The 16328-nt window shown below is 73.1% G+C and carries 14 protein-coding genes; 5 read left to right on the top strand and 9 right to left on the bottom strand.

Annotated elements, in window-relative coordinates; translation table 11 throughout:
• The first annotated feature begins 157 nt into the window (after positions 1-157).
• Together OG373_RS40105 and OG373_RS40100 are read left to right on the top strand one after the other, a co-directional pair.
• Entirely contained in the window at positions 158-790 is a 633-nt protein-coding gene (locus tag OG373_RS40105; RefSeq protein WP_405443850.1) for a GNAT family N-acetyltransferase, read from the top strand.
• Positions 791-1022: 232 nt separating this feature from the next.
• On the top strand, positions 1023-1586 hold the full coding sequence (locus OG373_RS40100; RefSeq protein ID WP_405443849.1) for a rhodanese-like domain-containing protein: 564 nt from the start codon (positions 1023-1025) through the stop codon (positions 1584-1586).
• Between the two features lie 43 nt (positions 1587-1629).
• On the opposite strand, the gene OG373_RS40095 is transcribed toward OG373_RS40100, so the two are convergent.
• From OG373_RS40095 to OG373_RS40065, 7 genes are all read right to left on the bottom strand, one after another.
• Positions 1630-2718 carry a serine hydrolase domain-containing protein gene (locus OG373_RS40095; protein ID WP_405443848.1) on the bottom strand — a complete coding sequence of 363 codons (1089 nt, stop codon included), beginning with the start codon at positions 2716-2718 and terminating at the stop codon, positions 1630-1632.
• Positions 2719-2882: 164 nt separating this feature from the next.
• Positions 2883-3575: a formyltransferase family protein gene (locus OG373_RS40090; RefSeq protein WP_405443847.1), complete on the bottom strand. Its 693-nt coding sequence runs from the start codon at positions 3573-3575 to the stop codon at positions 2883-2885.
• The gene (locus OG373_RS40085; protein ID WP_405443846.1) at positions 3572-7006 is read right to left on the bottom strand and encodes an amino acid adenylation domain-containing protein; all 3435 of its coding nucleotides are present in this window, start codon (positions 7004-7006) and stop codon (positions 3572-3574) included. The genes OG373_RS40090 and OG373_RS40085 overlap by 4 nt, the downstream gene beginning before the upstream one ends.
• Positions 7003-8163: an NAD-dependent epimerase/dehydratase family protein gene (locus OG373_RS40080; protein ID WP_405443844.1), complete on the bottom strand. Its 1161-nt coding sequence runs from the start codon at positions 8161-8163 to the stop codon at positions 7003-7005. The genes OG373_RS40085 and OG373_RS40080 overlap by 4 nt, the downstream gene beginning before the upstream one ends.
• Positions 8148-10199: a fatty acid CoA ligase family protein gene (locus tag OG373_RS40075; RefSeq protein WP_405443843.1), complete on the bottom strand. Its 2052-nt coding sequence runs from the start codon at positions 10197-10199 to the stop codon at positions 8148-8150. The genes OG373_RS40080 and OG373_RS40075 overlap by 16 nt, the downstream gene beginning before the upstream one ends.
• 41 nt (positions 10200-10240) lie before the next feature.
• On the bottom strand, positions 10241-11089 hold the full coding sequence (locus OG373_RS40070) for a hypothetical protein (protein WP_405443842.1): 849 nt from the start codon (positions 11087-11089) through the stop codon (positions 10241-10243).
• A 9-nt stretch (positions 11090-11098) separates the two neighbouring features.
• Positions 11099-12157, bottom strand: coding sequence for a 3-oxoacyl-ACP synthase III family protein (locus tag OG373_RS40065; protein ID WP_405443841.1), 1059 nt, complete (start codon positions 12155-12157; stop codon positions 11099-11101).
• 409 nt (positions 12158-12566) lie between these two features.
• Between OG373_RS40065 and OG373_RS40060 the strand changes: the two genes are divergently transcribed.
• The 3 genes from OG373_RS40060 (at position 12567) to OG373_RS40050 (ending at position 15015) form a co-directional block, all read left to right on the top strand.
• Positions 12567-12908, top strand: a complete 342-nt coding sequence (locus OG373_RS40060) for a hypothetical protein (RefSeq protein ID WP_405443840.1) — start codon at positions 12567-12569, stop codon at positions 12906-12908.
• 185 nt (positions 12909-13093) lie between these two features.
• Positions 13094-14641 carry a carboxylesterase/lipase family protein gene (locus tag OG373_RS40055; protein WP_405443839.1) on the top strand — a complete coding sequence of 516 codons (1548 nt, stop codon included), beginning with the start codon at positions 13094-13096 and terminating at the stop codon, positions 14639-14641.
• A gap of 50 nt (positions 14642-14691) precedes the next feature.
• Positions 14692-15015: a putative quinol monooxygenase gene (locus tag OG373_RS40050; RefSeq protein ID WP_405443838.1), complete on the top strand. Its 324-nt coding sequence runs from the start codon at positions 14692-14694 to the stop codon at positions 15013-15015.
• A gap of 238 nt (positions 15016-15253) precedes the next feature.
• Here OG373_RS40050 and OG373_RS40045 read toward each other — a convergent pair whose 3' ends face one another.
• Both OG373_RS40045 and OG373_RS40040 read right to left on the bottom strand, forming a co-directional pair.
• A complete protein-coding gene (locus tag OG373_RS40045; RefSeq protein WP_397739499.1) occupies positions 15254-15553 on the bottom strand; it encodes a hypothetical protein in 300 nt (99 codons plus the stop codon).
• A 165-nt stretch (positions 15554-15718) separates the two neighbouring features.
• Entirely contained in the window at positions 15719-16090 is a 372-nt protein-coding gene (locus OG373_RS40040; protein ID WP_405443837.1) for a hypothetical protein, read from the bottom strand.
• Positions 16091-16328: the final 238 nt, after the last annotated feature.

Here is a 16328-nt window from a genome sequence, read left to right as displayed (position 1 = left end):
GTGCGTGCGGGCGGGCCGGCCCCGTCGCACGAGTCCGGGGAGCCCGCTGAGGAGCCCCTTCTAGGAACCCCTACACTTAGGGCACCCTAACTACAGGGCTGCGCGAGCGCTCCCCGCCCTCGCCGGTCCCTGCCGACCGAGCAGAAACGGAACTCGTATGAGACCCGAGTCCACTGTCCTCGTCTCCCCGCGCGCGGATGTCCTGACCGAGACCGTCGAAGGCTTCGGCACGGTCCGCTTCACCCCGGTCGACCCTGTCGCGGACTCCGCCGTGCTGCACTCCTGGGTCGTCGAGGAGCGCGCGCAGTTCTGGGGCATGAACGACGCCAGCCGGGAACTGGTCCAGGAGATCTACGAGGACGTGGACCGCCGCGACACGCACCACGCGTTCATGGTCCGGTTGGACGACGAGCCCGTGGCGCTGTTCCAGACGTACGAGCCCACCGAGGACCGGGTCAGCGACTGCTACGCGGTACGGGAGGGCGACATCGGGGTCCACCTGATGCTGGCCCCGGTGACGGGCCGGCCCCGGCCCGGATTCAGCAGGACCCTGGTCGGGTCGCTCATCCGGTTCACCTTCCGCGACCCGGCCGTCCTGCGCGCGGTGGCCGAGCCCGACGCCTCCAATGCCAAGGCGCTCGCCCTGCTGAACCGGCTCGGCTTCGTACGGCAGGGCGAGATCACCCTCCCGGAGATCGACCTGCCCGAGATCTACCTCCCGGAGAAGCGGGCCGTGCTCGCCTTCCTCGACCGCCCCGCCGTACTCCCGCCCGCAGTGGCCACCGCCTGACCCCGCCTGACCCTCCTGACGAACTCGTGCACGGGTACGTGACCCGGTGGGCGGAGGGGGCGGAGGCTCCGTTGACGCGGTGTTTCCGGAGCATGGCGATCGTGTGGCAGGTCCGGCCGTTCACGGCCGGGCCGTCCCGCAGGGGCCTAGCATCCCCGGCACGGCACTGTCGGCCGGCCCTGCGGGCCCGGCCGTGTGCCCGCCCCTCCCCCACTGCCGAGGACCAGGTCCGATGAGCGTTCCCACCTCTCTCGACGTCAGCCAGGCACGTCCCCAGCTGGCCGAACTGGCCGTCGTCGACGTCCGCACCCCGGGCGAGTTCGCGTCCGGCCACCTCCCGCACGCCGTGAACGTCCCCCTCGACCGGCTCTCACGGAGCCTGCACGAGCTGCGGCAGGCCTCCGAGGCCAAGCCCCTGCTCATCGTGTGCGCGTCCGGTGCCCGTTCCGAGAACGCGGTGGCGACGCTGGCCTCGCACGGCATTCCCGCGTCGAGCCTGACGGGCGGGACCGTGGCCTGGGCGGCCGGCGGTCACGATCTCCATTACCCGGGCAACGGCACCCGGCCGCGGGCGGTGTGGGCGATGGAACGGCAGGTTCGCCTCGGCGCCGGCTCCCTGGTGCTGCTCGGCCTGGTGCTCGGGCTGCTGCTCCACCCGGCCTTCTCGCTGCTGGCCGCGGCGATCGGGGGCGGTCTGGTGTTCTCCGCCCTCACCAACACCTGCGGGATGGCGCTCGTACTCGGGAGGTTGCCGTTCAACCGGCGCGGTGCGGCGGCTTCTTCGGCTTCTTCCTGAGTGTGAGAGCGCCCCTGTCGGCGCGGCCCGACCGGGGCGCGTCTCAGCTCGGCTTGGGCGCGTGCGCCGCCTGGAGGGTGCGCAGGAGGTCGAAGGCGGGCCGGTCCACCGGACGTTGGGTGTTGCCCAGGGCAATGACGGCCAGTTGCTTCTCCGGGTCGAAGCCCGCGAAGGAGGAGAAGCCGCCGGTTCCTCCGTTGTGCCAGATCTGGAGGTGGCCGCCCTGCCGCGCGTGGAGGCGGTGCGCCATCCAGCCGAGGTGCACCCAGGCGAAGGGGCTCGTACGGTGCTCCACGCTCCGGCTCAGACGGATCGCCTCGGCGAGCTCCGCGGGGACGGGACCGGTGTCGAGCTGGGCCCGTACGAAGGCCACCAGGTCGGTCGCGGTCGACCGCAGGGCGCCCGCTCCGGCCAGGTCTGCGAGGTTCCAGGGCGTGGTGGGCCGCCCGCGGCGGTCGTGGCCCTGGGCCGAGCGTTGCGAGCGTTCCGAGCCCGGGTCGTCCACGGTGACGACGGTGTCCATCATGCCCAACGGGGCGCAGATCTCCCGGGTGATGAGGGTCTCGTAGTCCGTTCCGGCCCGGCGGGCGAGGGCCAGCCCGAGCAGTCCGGCCCCGAGGTTGGAGTAGCGGAATCGCTTCCCGGGCGCGGCACCCAGACGCGTACGGGCCAGCCCGGTCAGCAGCACGTCGGCCGTGCAGCCGACGTAGGGGTCCGGCGTCGACGGGCGCAACAGGAACCGGAGCAGCATGCCCCTGGGCAGTCGCGGCAGGCCGGAGGTGTGGGTGGCGAGATGCTGCAGGGAGATCTGCCGGCCGTCCCGTGACGGTACGTGCGTCCCGTCGGGCAGCAGATCACCGAGCGGCTCGTCCAGTCCCACCGCGCCGGCGGACGCCAGACGTGCCAGGGCCAGGGCGGTGAACGTCTTGGTCACCGAGCCGATTTCGAAGAGTGTGTCGGGGCCGGGCACGGTACGTCCGTGGTCCGCCCCGGTGCTGCCCGCGCCCCGGATCTCGACGACGTCTCCCGCCACCACGGCCACCACCGCGCCGACGCCCTGCTCGGCCAGCCGGTCCGCGGTCTGCTGGGCGAGGGTTCCGAGTTCCTGCGGTTGTGCTTGTGCATGTGCCATGACCGACATCCTGCTGGCGCTCTGCCCTCTGCCCGTGCGCCCTGATGATGATTTCCGGCTCCCGCCACTGCGACCTGAGCGGTACGGGACGCCACCGGCCAGGTGGACGCATCGGCCGGTGGCGGCCGCCCGGCGCTCTCGGCCAGGGCGACGGCACCGAAACGTCAGGACCCCCGGGGCAGCGGGAGCAGCGCCCGGGCGAGCTCCGGAGCATGGGCGGCGAAGGGGCCGAGGTCGGTGGCGCGGGCGTAGGCAGGGTGGTCTCGATAGGTGTCGAGCCGGTCCAGGGCGCGCAGGCCGTAGTACGCGGACGGTTCCGCCGCCGCAGCGCGTGCCGGGTGGGCGGTTCCGGCGGCGACGGCCGGGAGGATCTGCTCGAAGAGCGCCTGGCAGGCGCGGATCCCGCGGAGCATGACCTGGTGGTAGCGGTCCTCGGGCCCGATGGGGAAGCGGTGTTCGGCCAGGACCTGACCGGTGTCGATGCCGGCGTCGACCTCGTGCGCGGTGGCGCCGTACTCCGTGTCGCCGTGCAGCAGCGCGAACAGGACGGCTACGGAGGGCAGTCCGCGATGTCGCGGCAGCAGACCGTTGTGGATGTTGACAATGCGCAGGCCGTCGGCGCGGAGCAGGGGCTCCCGGAAGATCTGCCGGTTGTTGAGGGACCAGACGATGCCGTCGGTGCAGGCCCGGGCCAGCGCGGCGGCGTGTGCGTTGATGTCCGCCGCCGCGAGGTGGGGTGCGTCGGCGGCCGCGGCGTCCAGCGGGTCGGCGGAGCAGACCAGGTCGACCGGGTGGCCGCGGGTGGCCGCGTGGGTGACGGCGCGGCGGAGCAGGGCTCCCTCTCCTACGAAGATCATGCGGCGGCCTCCTCGCGGGCGGTGGTCAGGTGTTCGCAGACCTGTTCGAGCGTCAGGTTTCTTACGAGGCAGTCGAGACGGCCTGTGAACCGCTGGGCCTGGCCGGGGGTCAGCAGGTCCGAGGAGACGGCGGTGAGCATCTCGACGAGGGCCAGGGAATCGCCGCCGAGGGCGTGGAAGTCGGAGTCCGCCGACAGCAGCGCGCCGTCGACGCCGAGGATCTCCGCCCAGTGGTGCCTCACCCGCGCCTCCAGGGTGACGGGGAGGGCCGCGACCGGCGCGCTGTGGGCGAAGGGGTCCGGAAGGGCGTCGAGATCGGCCTTGCCGCTGACCGTGCTGGGCAGCGTGTCCATCACGAGGACATGGGAGGGAACGAGGTAGGCGGGGAGTGTGCGGGTCAGCTCGGTGCGCAGGCTGCGGGCCAGATCCGCGCGCACCGCGGGGTCGACGGCGGCGTCCGGCAGTACGTATGCGCAGAGCACGGCCGCCGTGGAGTGCGGGCGGCGACGGGGCACGACGACGGCGCGGTGGACGGTTGCGTCGGCTTCGAGGGCGGCGACGACCTCCGCCGGGTCGACGCGGTGCCCGGCGATCTTCACCTGCTCGTCGATGCGCCCGGCGAACTCGACGGCGCCGTCGGCCAGTCGGCGTCCGAGGTCACCGGTGCGATAGGCGCGCACGCCGTCGGGGCCGGTGGCGAAGGGTGAGGGACGGCCGTCGGACGGCCCGAGGTAGCCGCGGGCCACCTGGACCCCGCGTACGACGATCTCGCCGGTGCGGCCGGTGTCGCCCGGTCCGGTACCGATGCATTCGCCGTCGTCGGCTACGAGGTCGACCCGGGCGTACGGGCCGGGCAGGCCGATCGGGACGGTGGCGCCGGACTCGCCGCCGTCCACAGTGTGGGCGAGCACGGCGACGGTCGCCTCGGTGGGCCCGTACGCGTTGATCACCCGGCAGTCCGCCCCGAAGGCGGCGTGTGCGGACCGTACGGCGGTGGGGGTGAGGGGCTCGCCGCCGAGCAGCAGGGTGTGCAGGCGCTGCGTGGACGGTCCACCGCTGCCTGCGGCGCCGAGCAGGGCGAGGTGGGAGGGCGTGAGGGCGAGGGTGTCCGCGCCGTGCTCGGCGACGAGCTCGCGCAGGGCGGCGGGTGAGGGTGCGCCGGGGGCGAGGACGACCGTACCGCCGGCCAGCAGCGGCAGGAAGAGGGGGAAGCACGAGATGTCGAATGCGTAGGAGGAGGCGAAGCCGAAGCGCGTACGACCGGTGACCCGGCAGACACCGGTCATCCAGCGGACGAATCCCATGAGGCTTCCGTGCTCGATCTGCACGCCCTTGGGGCGGCCGGTGGAGCCGGAGGTGTGGATGACGTACGCGAGGTCCTCGGGCCGTACCTCTGCTGCTGCGGCGGTTCCGGCAGCACGGGTCTCGCGGGCGTCCTCCGCATCGGTGTCCTGGCCGGGGCCAGGACCGTCGAGGAGGTCTTCGACCGCGAGCAGGGTCCCGGGCACGAAGGGGGCGAGCTCCCCGGCCAGGTGTCGCCCGGTCAGGCAGAGAGCGACGCCGGATCCCTGGAGGATCTCGCTGATCCGTGCGCCGGGATGGCCGGGGTCGAGCGGCACGTAGGCGGCGCCCGCCTTGAGGATGCCCCACAGGGCGCACACTCCGGCGGACGTGCGGTCGACGACCAGCCCCACCAGGTCCTCGCGCCCTACGCCGCGCCGCGCGAGCCGGGCGGCGACGGCGTCGGAGCGCCGGTCGAGTTCGGCGTACGTGACCACGCCCTCGGGCCCGTCCAGCGCGGGCGCGTCGGGGGTGCGGGCGGCCTGGGCGCGGAAGGCGTCCACGACGGTGAGTCCGGCGACCGCCGGCCCCGGGACGGCCGCGGGAATCGGGTCCGGGACGGCCGGATCCGGCTGCGCCGCCTGGGGTGCGGTACCCGTGGCGGAGGCGTCCGCTCCGACGGGACCGTGCGCCGGAATCGGCGCCGACGCGACCGCGGGTGCGGTCGCCGGAGCGGCCGCCCGGCCGTCGGCACGGGTGGCAGTGGCGGTGGCGGTGCCCGTGCGGAGCAGCGCCGGCGTCGCAGACCGGGCTTCGTACGACACCCCGAGCACGCCGCCCGCTTCGGCGTCCGGCCCGGCCCGGCGGGCCCCGGCGGCCGTGTCCTCGGGTTCGAAGCCGGCCAGGACCGTGTCCAGCAGCTCCGCGGCGCGGGCGGCGAGGTCCCGGCCCCCGCCGCGGACCCCGAGGGTGATCTCGGTCGCCGTGCCGCTCTCGGCGGCGACCAGGGAGAGCGGGACCAGCGGGGCATGCACCGGCAGCGCATAGACCGTGGACGCCGTGAATCCGCCGCCGGAGAATTCCGCCAGGTCCAGGCGGCCGAGGTGGGAGACGACGGCCGAAGCGAGGTGCCGGTCGGTACGTGACGCCACGGCCTGGGCGGTCCGCAGCAGACCGGCGGTCACGGGCAGCGGCAGGGGCGCGAGGGCCGTCTCGAAACCGGCGGCGAGTTCGCGGCGCTCGGCCAGGGCGCTCAGCAGGCGGGTGTGCGCGGTCGTCCAGTCCGTCCCCGGGCGCAGGTCCAGGAACAGCGGCAGGCTCAGGTTGCCCGTGGCCGCGATCCCCGGGCGGTGGCGGCGCAGGTCGACGGGGACCATGACACGGGTGTCGAGCCGTGCGGCGTCGGTCAGTGCCTGGGCGAGGCGGGCGGTGAGCGCGGGATGGCGGCCGGGCAGGGTGCGGCGCAGCCACAGCGACCGGAGCGGGCGGCGGTCGCCGCTGCCCGTGCCGAGCGGGGAGCGGCGGGGAGGACTCGGCGTGGGCCGCGGCCCGGCGCTGCCGAGCCGGCGCAGCAGCCCGGCGTCGGTGTCCGCGTCGAGCGCGGGCCGGGCGGGCTCGCCGCGCAGGGCCCGGAAGACCTCCCGTACCCAGGTCAGGGCGCCGTGACCGTCCATCAGGGCGTGCGAGGCGCTGAACACGACGGTGGTGGGCGCCTTCCCCTCCACGCCGGGCACGATCAGCACCTCGCAGCCCGGCGGTTCCGCTCGCCGCGACGGCCCGGCGGGCAGCTCGACCGTCCCGGGCGCCGAGTCGGCGTACGCACCGGCGCGCGGTACGTCGTACCGCACCTGCGGCAAGGGCCCTTGGGCGCTCCACATCGACCCGGCGCGCACGAGCCGCGACCCCGGGCAGGACGCGGCGGCCCGGACCAGGGCTGCCTGGATGTGCTCGGGGTCGGGTACGCCGTCGCCCTCGACGACGATGCGCAGGGCCATGGCCCCGCGGGCGTCACCGGCGGCGAGGTAGAGGCGTTCGGTGGGCGATACCTGACGCCGGTAGCGGGCGTCGGTACCCGCCCGGGTGTCGGCACGGATGTCGGCACCGGCACGGGTGTCGGTACGGATGTCGGCACCGGCCTGATCGGATGTCATGACTGCGTGCTCCCTTGTTCGGTGTGGTCGGGTGCGGGTCCGGCCGATGCGGTGGTGCCGGTCCAGGCGGCCGGGCCGGCGGTCCAGGCCCCGACGCCGCCCACCGTCGTCACCCACTCCTGCAGTCCTCGCAGCCCGTCGGCCCGGGTGCGCGGAGCCGCGTAGCCGAGGTCGCGCCGGGCGGCACCGGTGTCGTACGTCGCCGAGCGGGTCAGCAGCGCCATCATGTAGCGGCTCAGGGGCGGAGCCTCGTCCGTACCGCCTCCGCCTCCGCCGGCACTGCCGCTGTCCGCGGACCGGCGGCGCAGGTGCCAGCCCGTCTCGACCGCCGCGGCCATCGCGCGGCCGAGGACGAGCGGGATGCGCGGGGCGGGCGGCGGGCAGTCGAAGAGGGCCCCGACCCGGGCCAGGAACGGCCACAGGTCCGTCTCCTCGCGGTCCACGACGAAGTAGGCCTTGCCGCCGACCCGCCCGGCGGGCGCGACCGCGGCCCGCATGCAGGCGTCCACCGCGTTGTCGACGTGGCAGAGCGAGACCAGCACCCGTTTGCCGCCCGACAGGTCGGGCAACCGGCCCGCGTGCATGGCGTCGACCATGCGCGGCAGGAATCCGGCGTGGTCGCGCGGCCCCCAGATGCCACGCGGCCGTACGGCGCAGGTGGTGAACTCCGGCCCGTCGGCCGCCCGTACGTACTGTTCGGCGATCGCCTTCGTCTCGCAGTAGTGGTTGAACCACCGCTCCGGGTACGGGGTGCTCTCGTCGATGCCGAGGCGGTCGCCCTCCCGTACCCGCATCAGCGCGCTCGGGCTGGAGACGAACACGAACCGCCGTGCGCCCGCCGACCGCGCTGCCGCCAGCAGCCGCTGCGTGCCGGTGACGTTGGCGGCCTCGAACTGTGCACGGCTGCCGTGGTCGACGACCCGGGCCGCGCTGTGCAGGACGGTCTCGCAGCCCCGTGCCGCCCGCCCGAGCGAACCGTCGTCGGTGAGGTCGCCGGTGACGACCTCGACGCCGGGCAGGGAGCGCAGCCGTACGGCATCGCTGCCGGGCCGGACGAGGGCGCGGACCCGATGGCCCTGGCGCAGCGCGCCGTCGACCAGGTGCCCGCCCAGGAATCCGGATGCTCCGGTGACCAGGATCATCACAGTGCCCGCCACCAGGTCGCGCCGTACAGCATGGTGCGCCCGACCACGGAGGCGGTCCCGTGTCCGGCCGCCCGGCCGCGCGGCAGCGCGAGCGGGATCTGCGCGGCGTGCACGCCGATGCTGAGGAACGCGTCGACCCACCACAGCCACCGCAGTACCGGGAGGTCGGGGACTCCCGCGGTCGCGGCCCATACGGCCCCGCCGACGAGGTACGCCCATCCGGCGAGCGGCACGAGCCGGGCCGCACGCCGACCGGGGGACGACGCGGACCGGGCCTGCTGCCGCTCGGCCCAGCGGGCCAGCTCCTCGCGGCCGATCTTGGCGTTGTGCCGGATGTCCACGGGGAAGGCGGGGTGGTGCAGGAACTCCTGGAGGCCGGTGGTCGCACCATGCGCCTCGGCCATCGTGCGCAGCTCGGCCACGAGCTCCGTCCACGCGGTGTCGTCGAGCGCCGCCCCGCCCTCCCCGGGCTCGGTCTCCACGCAGATGACGGGCCGTTGCGCGCCGGACGGCCCGATGCCGACCAGGGCGGTGCGCCGGACCTGGGGATGCGCGTTGAAGACTCCTTCGCAGCGCACGGTGTGGAGGTCCCGGTAGCCGGTACGTACCCGCTGCGCGGCGCGGCCGCAGAACCACAGCCGTCCTTCGGCGTCGAGGTGGCCGACGTCTCCGGTCCGGTGCCAGATGCGGGAGGCTTCGCCGCCCGGGCGTTCCTCGGTCACCTTGTGCGCGGCGTCCGACTGGGGTGCTCGGTGGTAGCGGCTGCTGACGGATTCGCCCTGGACCAGGATCTCCCCGACGCGCCCGGTCGGCAGGCTCGTTGTGGAGTCCAGGCGGGCGAGCGGGCCGTCGGTGACGGGGACGATGGTCACACGGGTGCCGGGGACGGGCCGGCCGACGCAGGTCCCTTCACCCGCGGCGGCGCGGGCCACCGTACCGCCGTCGGCTCGGTCGATGTCGACGTCGTCGCTGCCGTCGCCGTCGTCGCCGAGGATCTCGGCCGCCTCGATCGAGGTGATCGGCAGTACCTCTGTGGCCCCGTACGTCACATGGATCTTCGCCTTCTCGTCGAGTACCCGGCGCAGCGCGGCCACGACCGCATCGGGCACCGGGGCCCCGCCGGAGACGACGCAGCGCAGGTCGGGCAGCGGGTGGTGGCCGCCGGCGGGTCCGGTGAGGTGACCGGCCAGGTTTCGCAGCAGGGCGGGCGAGGCGAACATCGTGGTGACGCGGAATCGTTCCAGCGCGTCCACGAGCAGCTCCGGGTCCGCCTGGGCGACCCGGGCGGGAGCCAGCGGCGCGAGGACCAGGGTGGATCCGTAGACGAGGTCGAGCACTCCGTAGAAGGGCAGCGTGACCAGGGATACGTCGTCGCGGGTACGGCCGTGGACGGCTTCTATCTGGCGGGCGATGGACAACGCCATGCGGTGGGTGTACTCGACTCCCTTGGCGGGGCCCGTGCTTCCGGTCGTGAAGCCGATCATCAGCAGGTCGTCCCCGCCGGTCAGTGCCGTCTCGTCCGCGTGCCTCCCGGTTGCGGGGGTGGTGCGCAGCGCGGAGAGGGTGTGGCCGCGGCCGAGCCTGCGTCGTCCCAGGGTGACGGGCACGCGTACCCCGGCGAAGGTACGGCGGCCCAGGACGCGCACGAGCTGCGCGAGGGGCGGCCCGATGAACGCCTCGGCGCCCACGGCCCGGTAGCAGTGGAGCATGCGCCGTACGCCCATGCCGGGATCCACGACGACGGGCACGGCCCCGACCCGGAACAGCGCGAAGCAGAGGGCGAACAGTTCCGGCCCGGGCGGGGCCATCAGCACCGTCCTGGTGCCTCGGGTGATCCCGGCGCTCAGGAATCCGCGGGCCAGTTCCTCGACCGTCTGCTGCAACTCGCCGTAGGTGATGGTGGTGTAGCTTCCGGACCCACCGGAACTGCCGGAGCTGCCGGAGCTGCGTCCGTCGGGGTGGATGACGGCCGGCTTGTCGGGAAAGGCGCGGGCGTTTCGCTCGAGCCACCCGGCCACGCTGTCCATGTCGGTGGCCGGTCGCTCCACGGCGGCTCCGCCGCCGGTCGGCCTCGTCCGCGGCACGGAGCTCACCACCCCTCGGGCCGGTAGAGGACACAGGCCGCGCTGGGGCCGGCGCCGACCGATACGAACAGGAACTGCTCGTAGTCGTCGCGGTGTACGCCGTCCAACGCCCGGAGGTAGCCGAGGACCGGCGCCGCGGTGTGCGGCTCGCCCTTCACCCCGGCGCCCTCGGCGGTCGCGGACGGGCCGATCACCAGCGTCCGGTCGAGGTCGATGCCGATCTCCTGCGCGTAGTCGGCGGCGGCACTCGCCGCGAACTCGCTCAGCCGCTCCGCGTGGCCCGGCTCGCGCCGGACGGTGATCGTGGTCCGCCCGTGCCGGCCCATGGTGTCGGTGTCGAGGTAGCCCTCGACATCGGTGGACCGGTCGGCGGTGTAGTGGCGTACCGGCCCGAACCCGGCGTGGGGGTCGGCGCTGCGCTCCAGCAGGAGGGCGCCGGCCAGGTCCGCGTACGGGTAGCCGGTGTCGCGGTCCGCGTCGCCGCCGGGGTGGACATCGGCAGCGGTGATCAGCAGCCGCTCGGTGCTTCCCGTCTCCAGCAGGGCCTGGCCCACCTGGACGGCATTGAGTACGCCGCAGGCTCCGTTCATCAGGTCGAAGGAGAAGCCGGCGGCCGGTTCGGGGTCGGCGATGTAGTCGAGGTTGATGCCGACCTCCTTCTGGACCAGGGCCGACATGGCCGGTTCGAAGGTGTTGTGCTCGCGGTAGACGCCGACGTTGATGAGCACGCCGATCGAGGATGCCGACACCCGTGCCCGGGCGAGGGCGCCGCGGGCGGCCCGGCCTGCGAGGTCCACGACGGAAGTCGGGGAGGACGTGTCGGGCAGGGCGGTACCGGCTGCTGTGATGACCATGCCCATGGCTCAGACCCCCACGTTCGTGAGCGTCGCGGACAGGGCACCGGTGACCACACCGGAGGCGGCCGGCACCAGCAGGTACTTGGCCCCGGGGCGGGCGCTGCCCGCCCTGAGGTGCTCGCACAACGTCAGAAAGTGCGAGGTCGTGGCGGTGTTTCCGTACCGCTCGACCACAGCGAGGGACTCGGGCATGGGGGCGCCGAATTCGGCCTCGGCCGTCTGGTTGACGTAGTCGATGAAGCGGGTGCCGACCTGGTGCTGGATGACGTAGTCGAACTCCTCACCGGCGAACGTCCGCCCCCTCTTGGCCAGGAAGTCCCCGTGGAACCTCGGCCACAGCTTGAGCCGGTCGCGGTTGTGCATCTTCTTGTTGTCCGTGTAGAGGGCGATGCCCGGGGTGCGGTCGCTGGGCATGCCCATGCACAGGTGGGAGTACTCGGAGCAGGTCATCAGCTCGATGTAGTGGATACGGTCGGCGTCGTCGGCGGAGACGTCGAGGACGACTGCGGACGCCGAATCCCCGACGGAGAGCGAGGCGAACTGCGGGTCGTAGGAGTCGGTCATCTCGCGTGCGGCGGTCTGCGCGACGCGGGTGGCCTGCTCGCCGCTGACAACCAGGCCGCGCCGCACGGCACCGGAGCGGATCATGCGATCCAGCAGCCACACGCCGGTCATCATTCCGGCGCAGGCGTTGGAGACGTCGAAGTGGATGGCGGAGCGGGCGCCCAGCTCCCTGGCCAGCATCGCGGCGAAGGACGGTTCGAAGGTGAAGCGGTTGCCGTCCTTGAAGCGGGTGATCGAGGCGGAGATGACGATGTCGAGGTCTTCGGCCCGGTAGCGGGAGGACTCCAGCGCGTCCCGGGCGGCGGACAGGGCCATCCCGAACGAGTCCTCGCCGGCCGCCGGTTCCGGGTCGTGGACCCGTCGCTCGGCGATGCCGGTGATCTTCTCGATGTCCACCTCCCCCAGCCCCTGGACCAGGGCGGCGAGTTGGGGGGTGGTCTGGACTGCTGCCGGAAGGTAGACGCCTAAGGCTTCTATTCGGCTGTATGCGGTGGCGCTCATGTGTGGTGTTCTCCGTAGTCGGGCCACCGAGGACATGGGAGTGCCAGGGCGGTGGTTGACCGAGGGATTCAAGGGATGCCCGGGGAATAACGGACAGTCAAGTTACCGTAGCGTACGGAGATGTCGCCGAGATGTCAGGGCTTCGCAAATCCGGAACATACGGTCGAATATCGGCCACCCGTCCGTCAGCCTGACATCAAGCAGAACCAGAGCCTCCGACCCGCTCAATGGCACCCACACCCTCGAAAACCTGTCCGGAACCACTCGGTCCACTCGTCGGCGCAGCCGGGCGGAGCTCACCGCCAGCGCGCGCAGCGGAGGACCGCACTGCGAGAATGCGCACGCCGACCAGGCGATCTGAGTACGCGCACCCATGCGGACCGGGCGCGCCGGGCGGTGCAATGGGGCCATGAACACGCCGCCTCCTCTCGTACCTCCGGCAACACGCCCCTCGGACCTGCCGTGGTGGCCGGTGCCGGCCCTGTTCAGCGTGCTGGCGGTACTGGGCGGTGCGTGGGGCTATCACTCCTCGCCGATCGTCCACGGCCCGGCCTGGCTGGCCCTGCCGTACGCCGTTCCGTTGGCCCTGCTGGCAGCCTCCTGGCTGCCGCCGTCCCGCCCGGGCACACGGGTCCGCAGCCTGGTCCTCGGCGGGTTCGGCGCTCTCATGGCCCTGACCTGTGCGCACCTGACGACCGTTGTGCTGTACACGGTTGCCTTCGTCCTGTGGGCCTTCCAGGGAGGTGGCTGAGGCTCCCCGGAGCAGCGTCGGCACCCCGCTCCGGGCGAGGGACCGACGGACCGGTCCGGATCACTCGGGTGGGTCCTGCCGTGCCCTCGCTCCCCTGGTCCCGCCTCCCTACCTAAATGACTGGCACGCATCATCCGGCAGCGGGATGATCCCGGAACGTCCAGGCCGTCGAAGGAAGAGCCGTGATGACCGTTGCCGCGTCCGAGCCGTCCGAGCCGTCCGAATCCGAGCCCGAGGTCCGCGTGGCGGGCGGGGCGCTGCGCGGTGGCCGCGAGGCGGGGGTCGCGGTCTTCCGTGGCATCCCGTTCGCCGAGCCGCCGGTCGGCGCGCTGCGTTTCGCCGCGCCGCGGCCCGTGCGGGGATGGGACGGGGTGCGCCCTGCGGTGTCGTACGGCCCGCCGCCCCCTCAGGGCGGCCATTTCGGCATGGACGCGCTGGCGCGGGACGCGGCGGGCCACGACTGGCTGACGGTCAACGTCTGGTCGCCCGAACCGAGCCCCGGCGCAGGGCTGCCGGTGATGGTGTGGATCCAGGGTGGTGCCTACTCGATCGGCATGTCCGGTCTACCCGAGTACGACGGCGGCCGCCTGTCGCGTGACGGCGGTGTCGTCGTGGTGACGTTCAACTACCGTGTGGGGCTGGAGGGTTTCGGGCAGATCGAGGGGGCGCCCGCCAACCGGGGCCTGCTGGACCAGGTGGCGGCCCTGGAATGGGTGCGCGCCAACATCCGGGCCTTCGGCGGTGACCCGGACCGGGTCACGGTCTTCGGCCAGTCGGCGGGAGCCGGATCGGTCGCCGCGCTGCTGGCGATGCCGCGCGCGGCCGGGCTCTTCGGCCGGGCCGTGGCACAGAGCGTGCAGGGAACGTACTTCTCGCCGGAGCTCGCCGCCGACATCGCCGCCGCCTGTGCCGCCGAGCTGGGGATGGGGGCCACGGTGGCCGACCTGTCCGGGGTGGACCCCGTCCGGCTGTCAGCCGCCGGTGATGCAGTCGGCGCCAAGATGGACCGGTGGGCGGATCGCTGGGGGCCGGTCGCGCACCGGGCGATCCCGTTCTCGCCGGTCGTCGACGGGGACGTCCTGCCGGTCACGCCATGGCAGGCCCTGGCCGACGGAGCCGGCCGGGACGTCCAACTCCTCGTCGGCCACACCCGCGACGAAACACGGCTGCTCGCCGCGCTCGACGGGCTGCTCGGCCAGGTCACTCCCGAGCAGGCGGAGAGCGCCCTGGATGTCTTCGGCCCCGGCCGGGACGCCGCACGCCGCTACCGCGACGCGTTTCCCACCGCGGGCCCGGACGAGCTGTACGAGCTGGTCACCTCCGACTGGCTGTTCCGCATGCCGTCCCTCCACCTCGCCCGGGCCCGGACCGCTGCCGGCGGCCGTGCCCACCTCTATGAGCTGACCTGGTCCGCCCCGGGCATGGGCGGCGCCCTCGGTGCCTGCCACGGCCTCGACGTGCCTCTGGTCTTCGGCAACCTGGACCGCGGCCAGCCCGCCGTGCTGATCGGCGAAAGCCCGTTCCCCGAGGCGGAAGAGCTGTCCGCACGGATGCGGGCCGCCTGGACGGCGTTCGCCGCCCACGGCGACCCCGGCTGGCCCGCGTACGACACGGAGCAGCGCCTCGTACGGCTCTTCGACACCCGGCCGGCCCTCGCCGCCTACCCGGAGGAGGCGTCCCGCCTGATCTGGCAGGACCACACGTTCCCGGCCCTGCCGCTGCTCGGCAGGTAGCAGCGGCCGTGGGGCCCCTCGCCTCGAATCAACCTGCATAGAATGCCCGTGTGATCTTCATTGTGGTGAAATTCCCCGTCAAGCCCGAATACGCCGACGCGTGGCCCGACAAGGTCGCGCCGTTCACCCGCGCCACCCGCGCCGAACCCGGGAACCTTTGGTTCGAGTGGTCACGCAGCCTGGAGGAGCCGAACACCTACGTCCTGGTCGAAGCCTTCCAGGACGACGCTGCCGAGGCGCACGTCTCCTCCGACCATTTCGCCGCCGCGCTGGAGACCATGCGACCGATGGTGACCCGTACCCCCGAGATCGTCAGCACCACCATCGAGGGCGCGACCGGCTGGAGTCGGATGGGCGAGCTCCAGGTCGACTGACGGGTCGCCGGCGGCGCGCACGGTCCGACGGTGGGCGCGCAGGGGCGCGGACCGAGGTCGTGCTGCGCCGCCCCTTCGACGAACCGAGCTCCCGCCCTCCACTCAGCGGGAGCCTGATGGGCTGCGGTATCCGGGTGCGCGACCATCACGTCGATGGGCATCTGCTGAGAGTGGTCGGGAACGGTCCACTGTGGCGGCCGGAAGTCGTGGACTCGTTGGAATGCCAACGACCGCTCGGTCAGTGGACTTGGATACCGGCGCCGTACGGCTTGCCACCGCTGTGGCAGATCGCCGTGCTCGTGGTGCCCACCCGCCGCCACGTCGGGTCGTAGACCGTGTAGTCCCTTGCGAGGGGCCTGTCGCACCGGGTGTAGACGCGGAACTCCCCGGTTCCGTTGGTGCAGGTTCCTGCCGCGGTGGTGCTGGATTGGTACCAAGTGCGGCAGTCGTACGGATCGGCGGCCGCCGGGGTGGCACCCGCGACCGCCAGGCCGATGCCCACAACCATGGAACTGATCAGTGACAGAACGCGTTTCATCCTGGCTCGTCCCTCCCCATGACCGGTCTCTTCGAGTTCCGGGTCCGCTCTCCACTATCGGGGAACGCACAGCCCGCCTTCAACCTCCGGGAGCGGCCGAACGGCGCCGTACCTGTACGTGACCCAGCAGCGCCGACGGGCTTCGCGCGGCTCGACCCTCGCCGCTCACGGGGCGGACAGGCGGCGGGCCGTGAGTTTGCCGTCGGGGGTGAGGGTGAAGACGGTGGGCTGCATCATGCCGGTCGCCCGGGCCGTCTTCCCGTAGGCATGCAGGGTGAGGTCCTCGGCCTTGCCGAAGTGGATCTCGGCCTGGGCCGCGTCGCCCCAGGTGTTGACCCGTACGTGCGTCGACCAGGCTTCGATCCGCGTGGCAGTCCAGGGACCCCAACTGCGCTCGGGGAGGAGGCCGGCCGCGCGGCCCTCCCGGACAGCGACCACGGCCCCGGCCCCCAGCAGCACCACGAGGGCGACGGCGAGGGTGCCGGCGAGGCGGAGTGCGCGGGCGGAAGCGCGGGGGCGGCGGGACAGAGGCGGCACGGCGGGGTTCTCCTGTCGGAAGGCCGGTCGGGACCGCCGGGGACGGTCTTCGCCCGGGAAGAGGCGGACGGCAGCGGAGGCGTTCCCTCCGCCGCGCCCCTCCCTCGCTGCCCGGGCCCGCGTCCACGCGCCCGCTGCGACCTCCCGCGTCCCAGCCGGGACGGGTATGCCGCGGCGGGCGTCGCGTACCGAAGGGCTGCCGCACGAACGGAAAACCGCAGGTGGGTGCCTCACCGGG

Source organism: Streptomyces avidinii, assembly GCF_045161815.1.
Classification (GTDB): Bacteria; Actinomycetota; Actinomycetes; order Streptomycetales; family Streptomycetaceae; genus Streptomyces; species Streptomyces avidinii.
The sequence above is the reverse complement of the archived record's forward strand: the minus strand, read 5'-3'. Positions and strand labels throughout refer to the sequence as shown.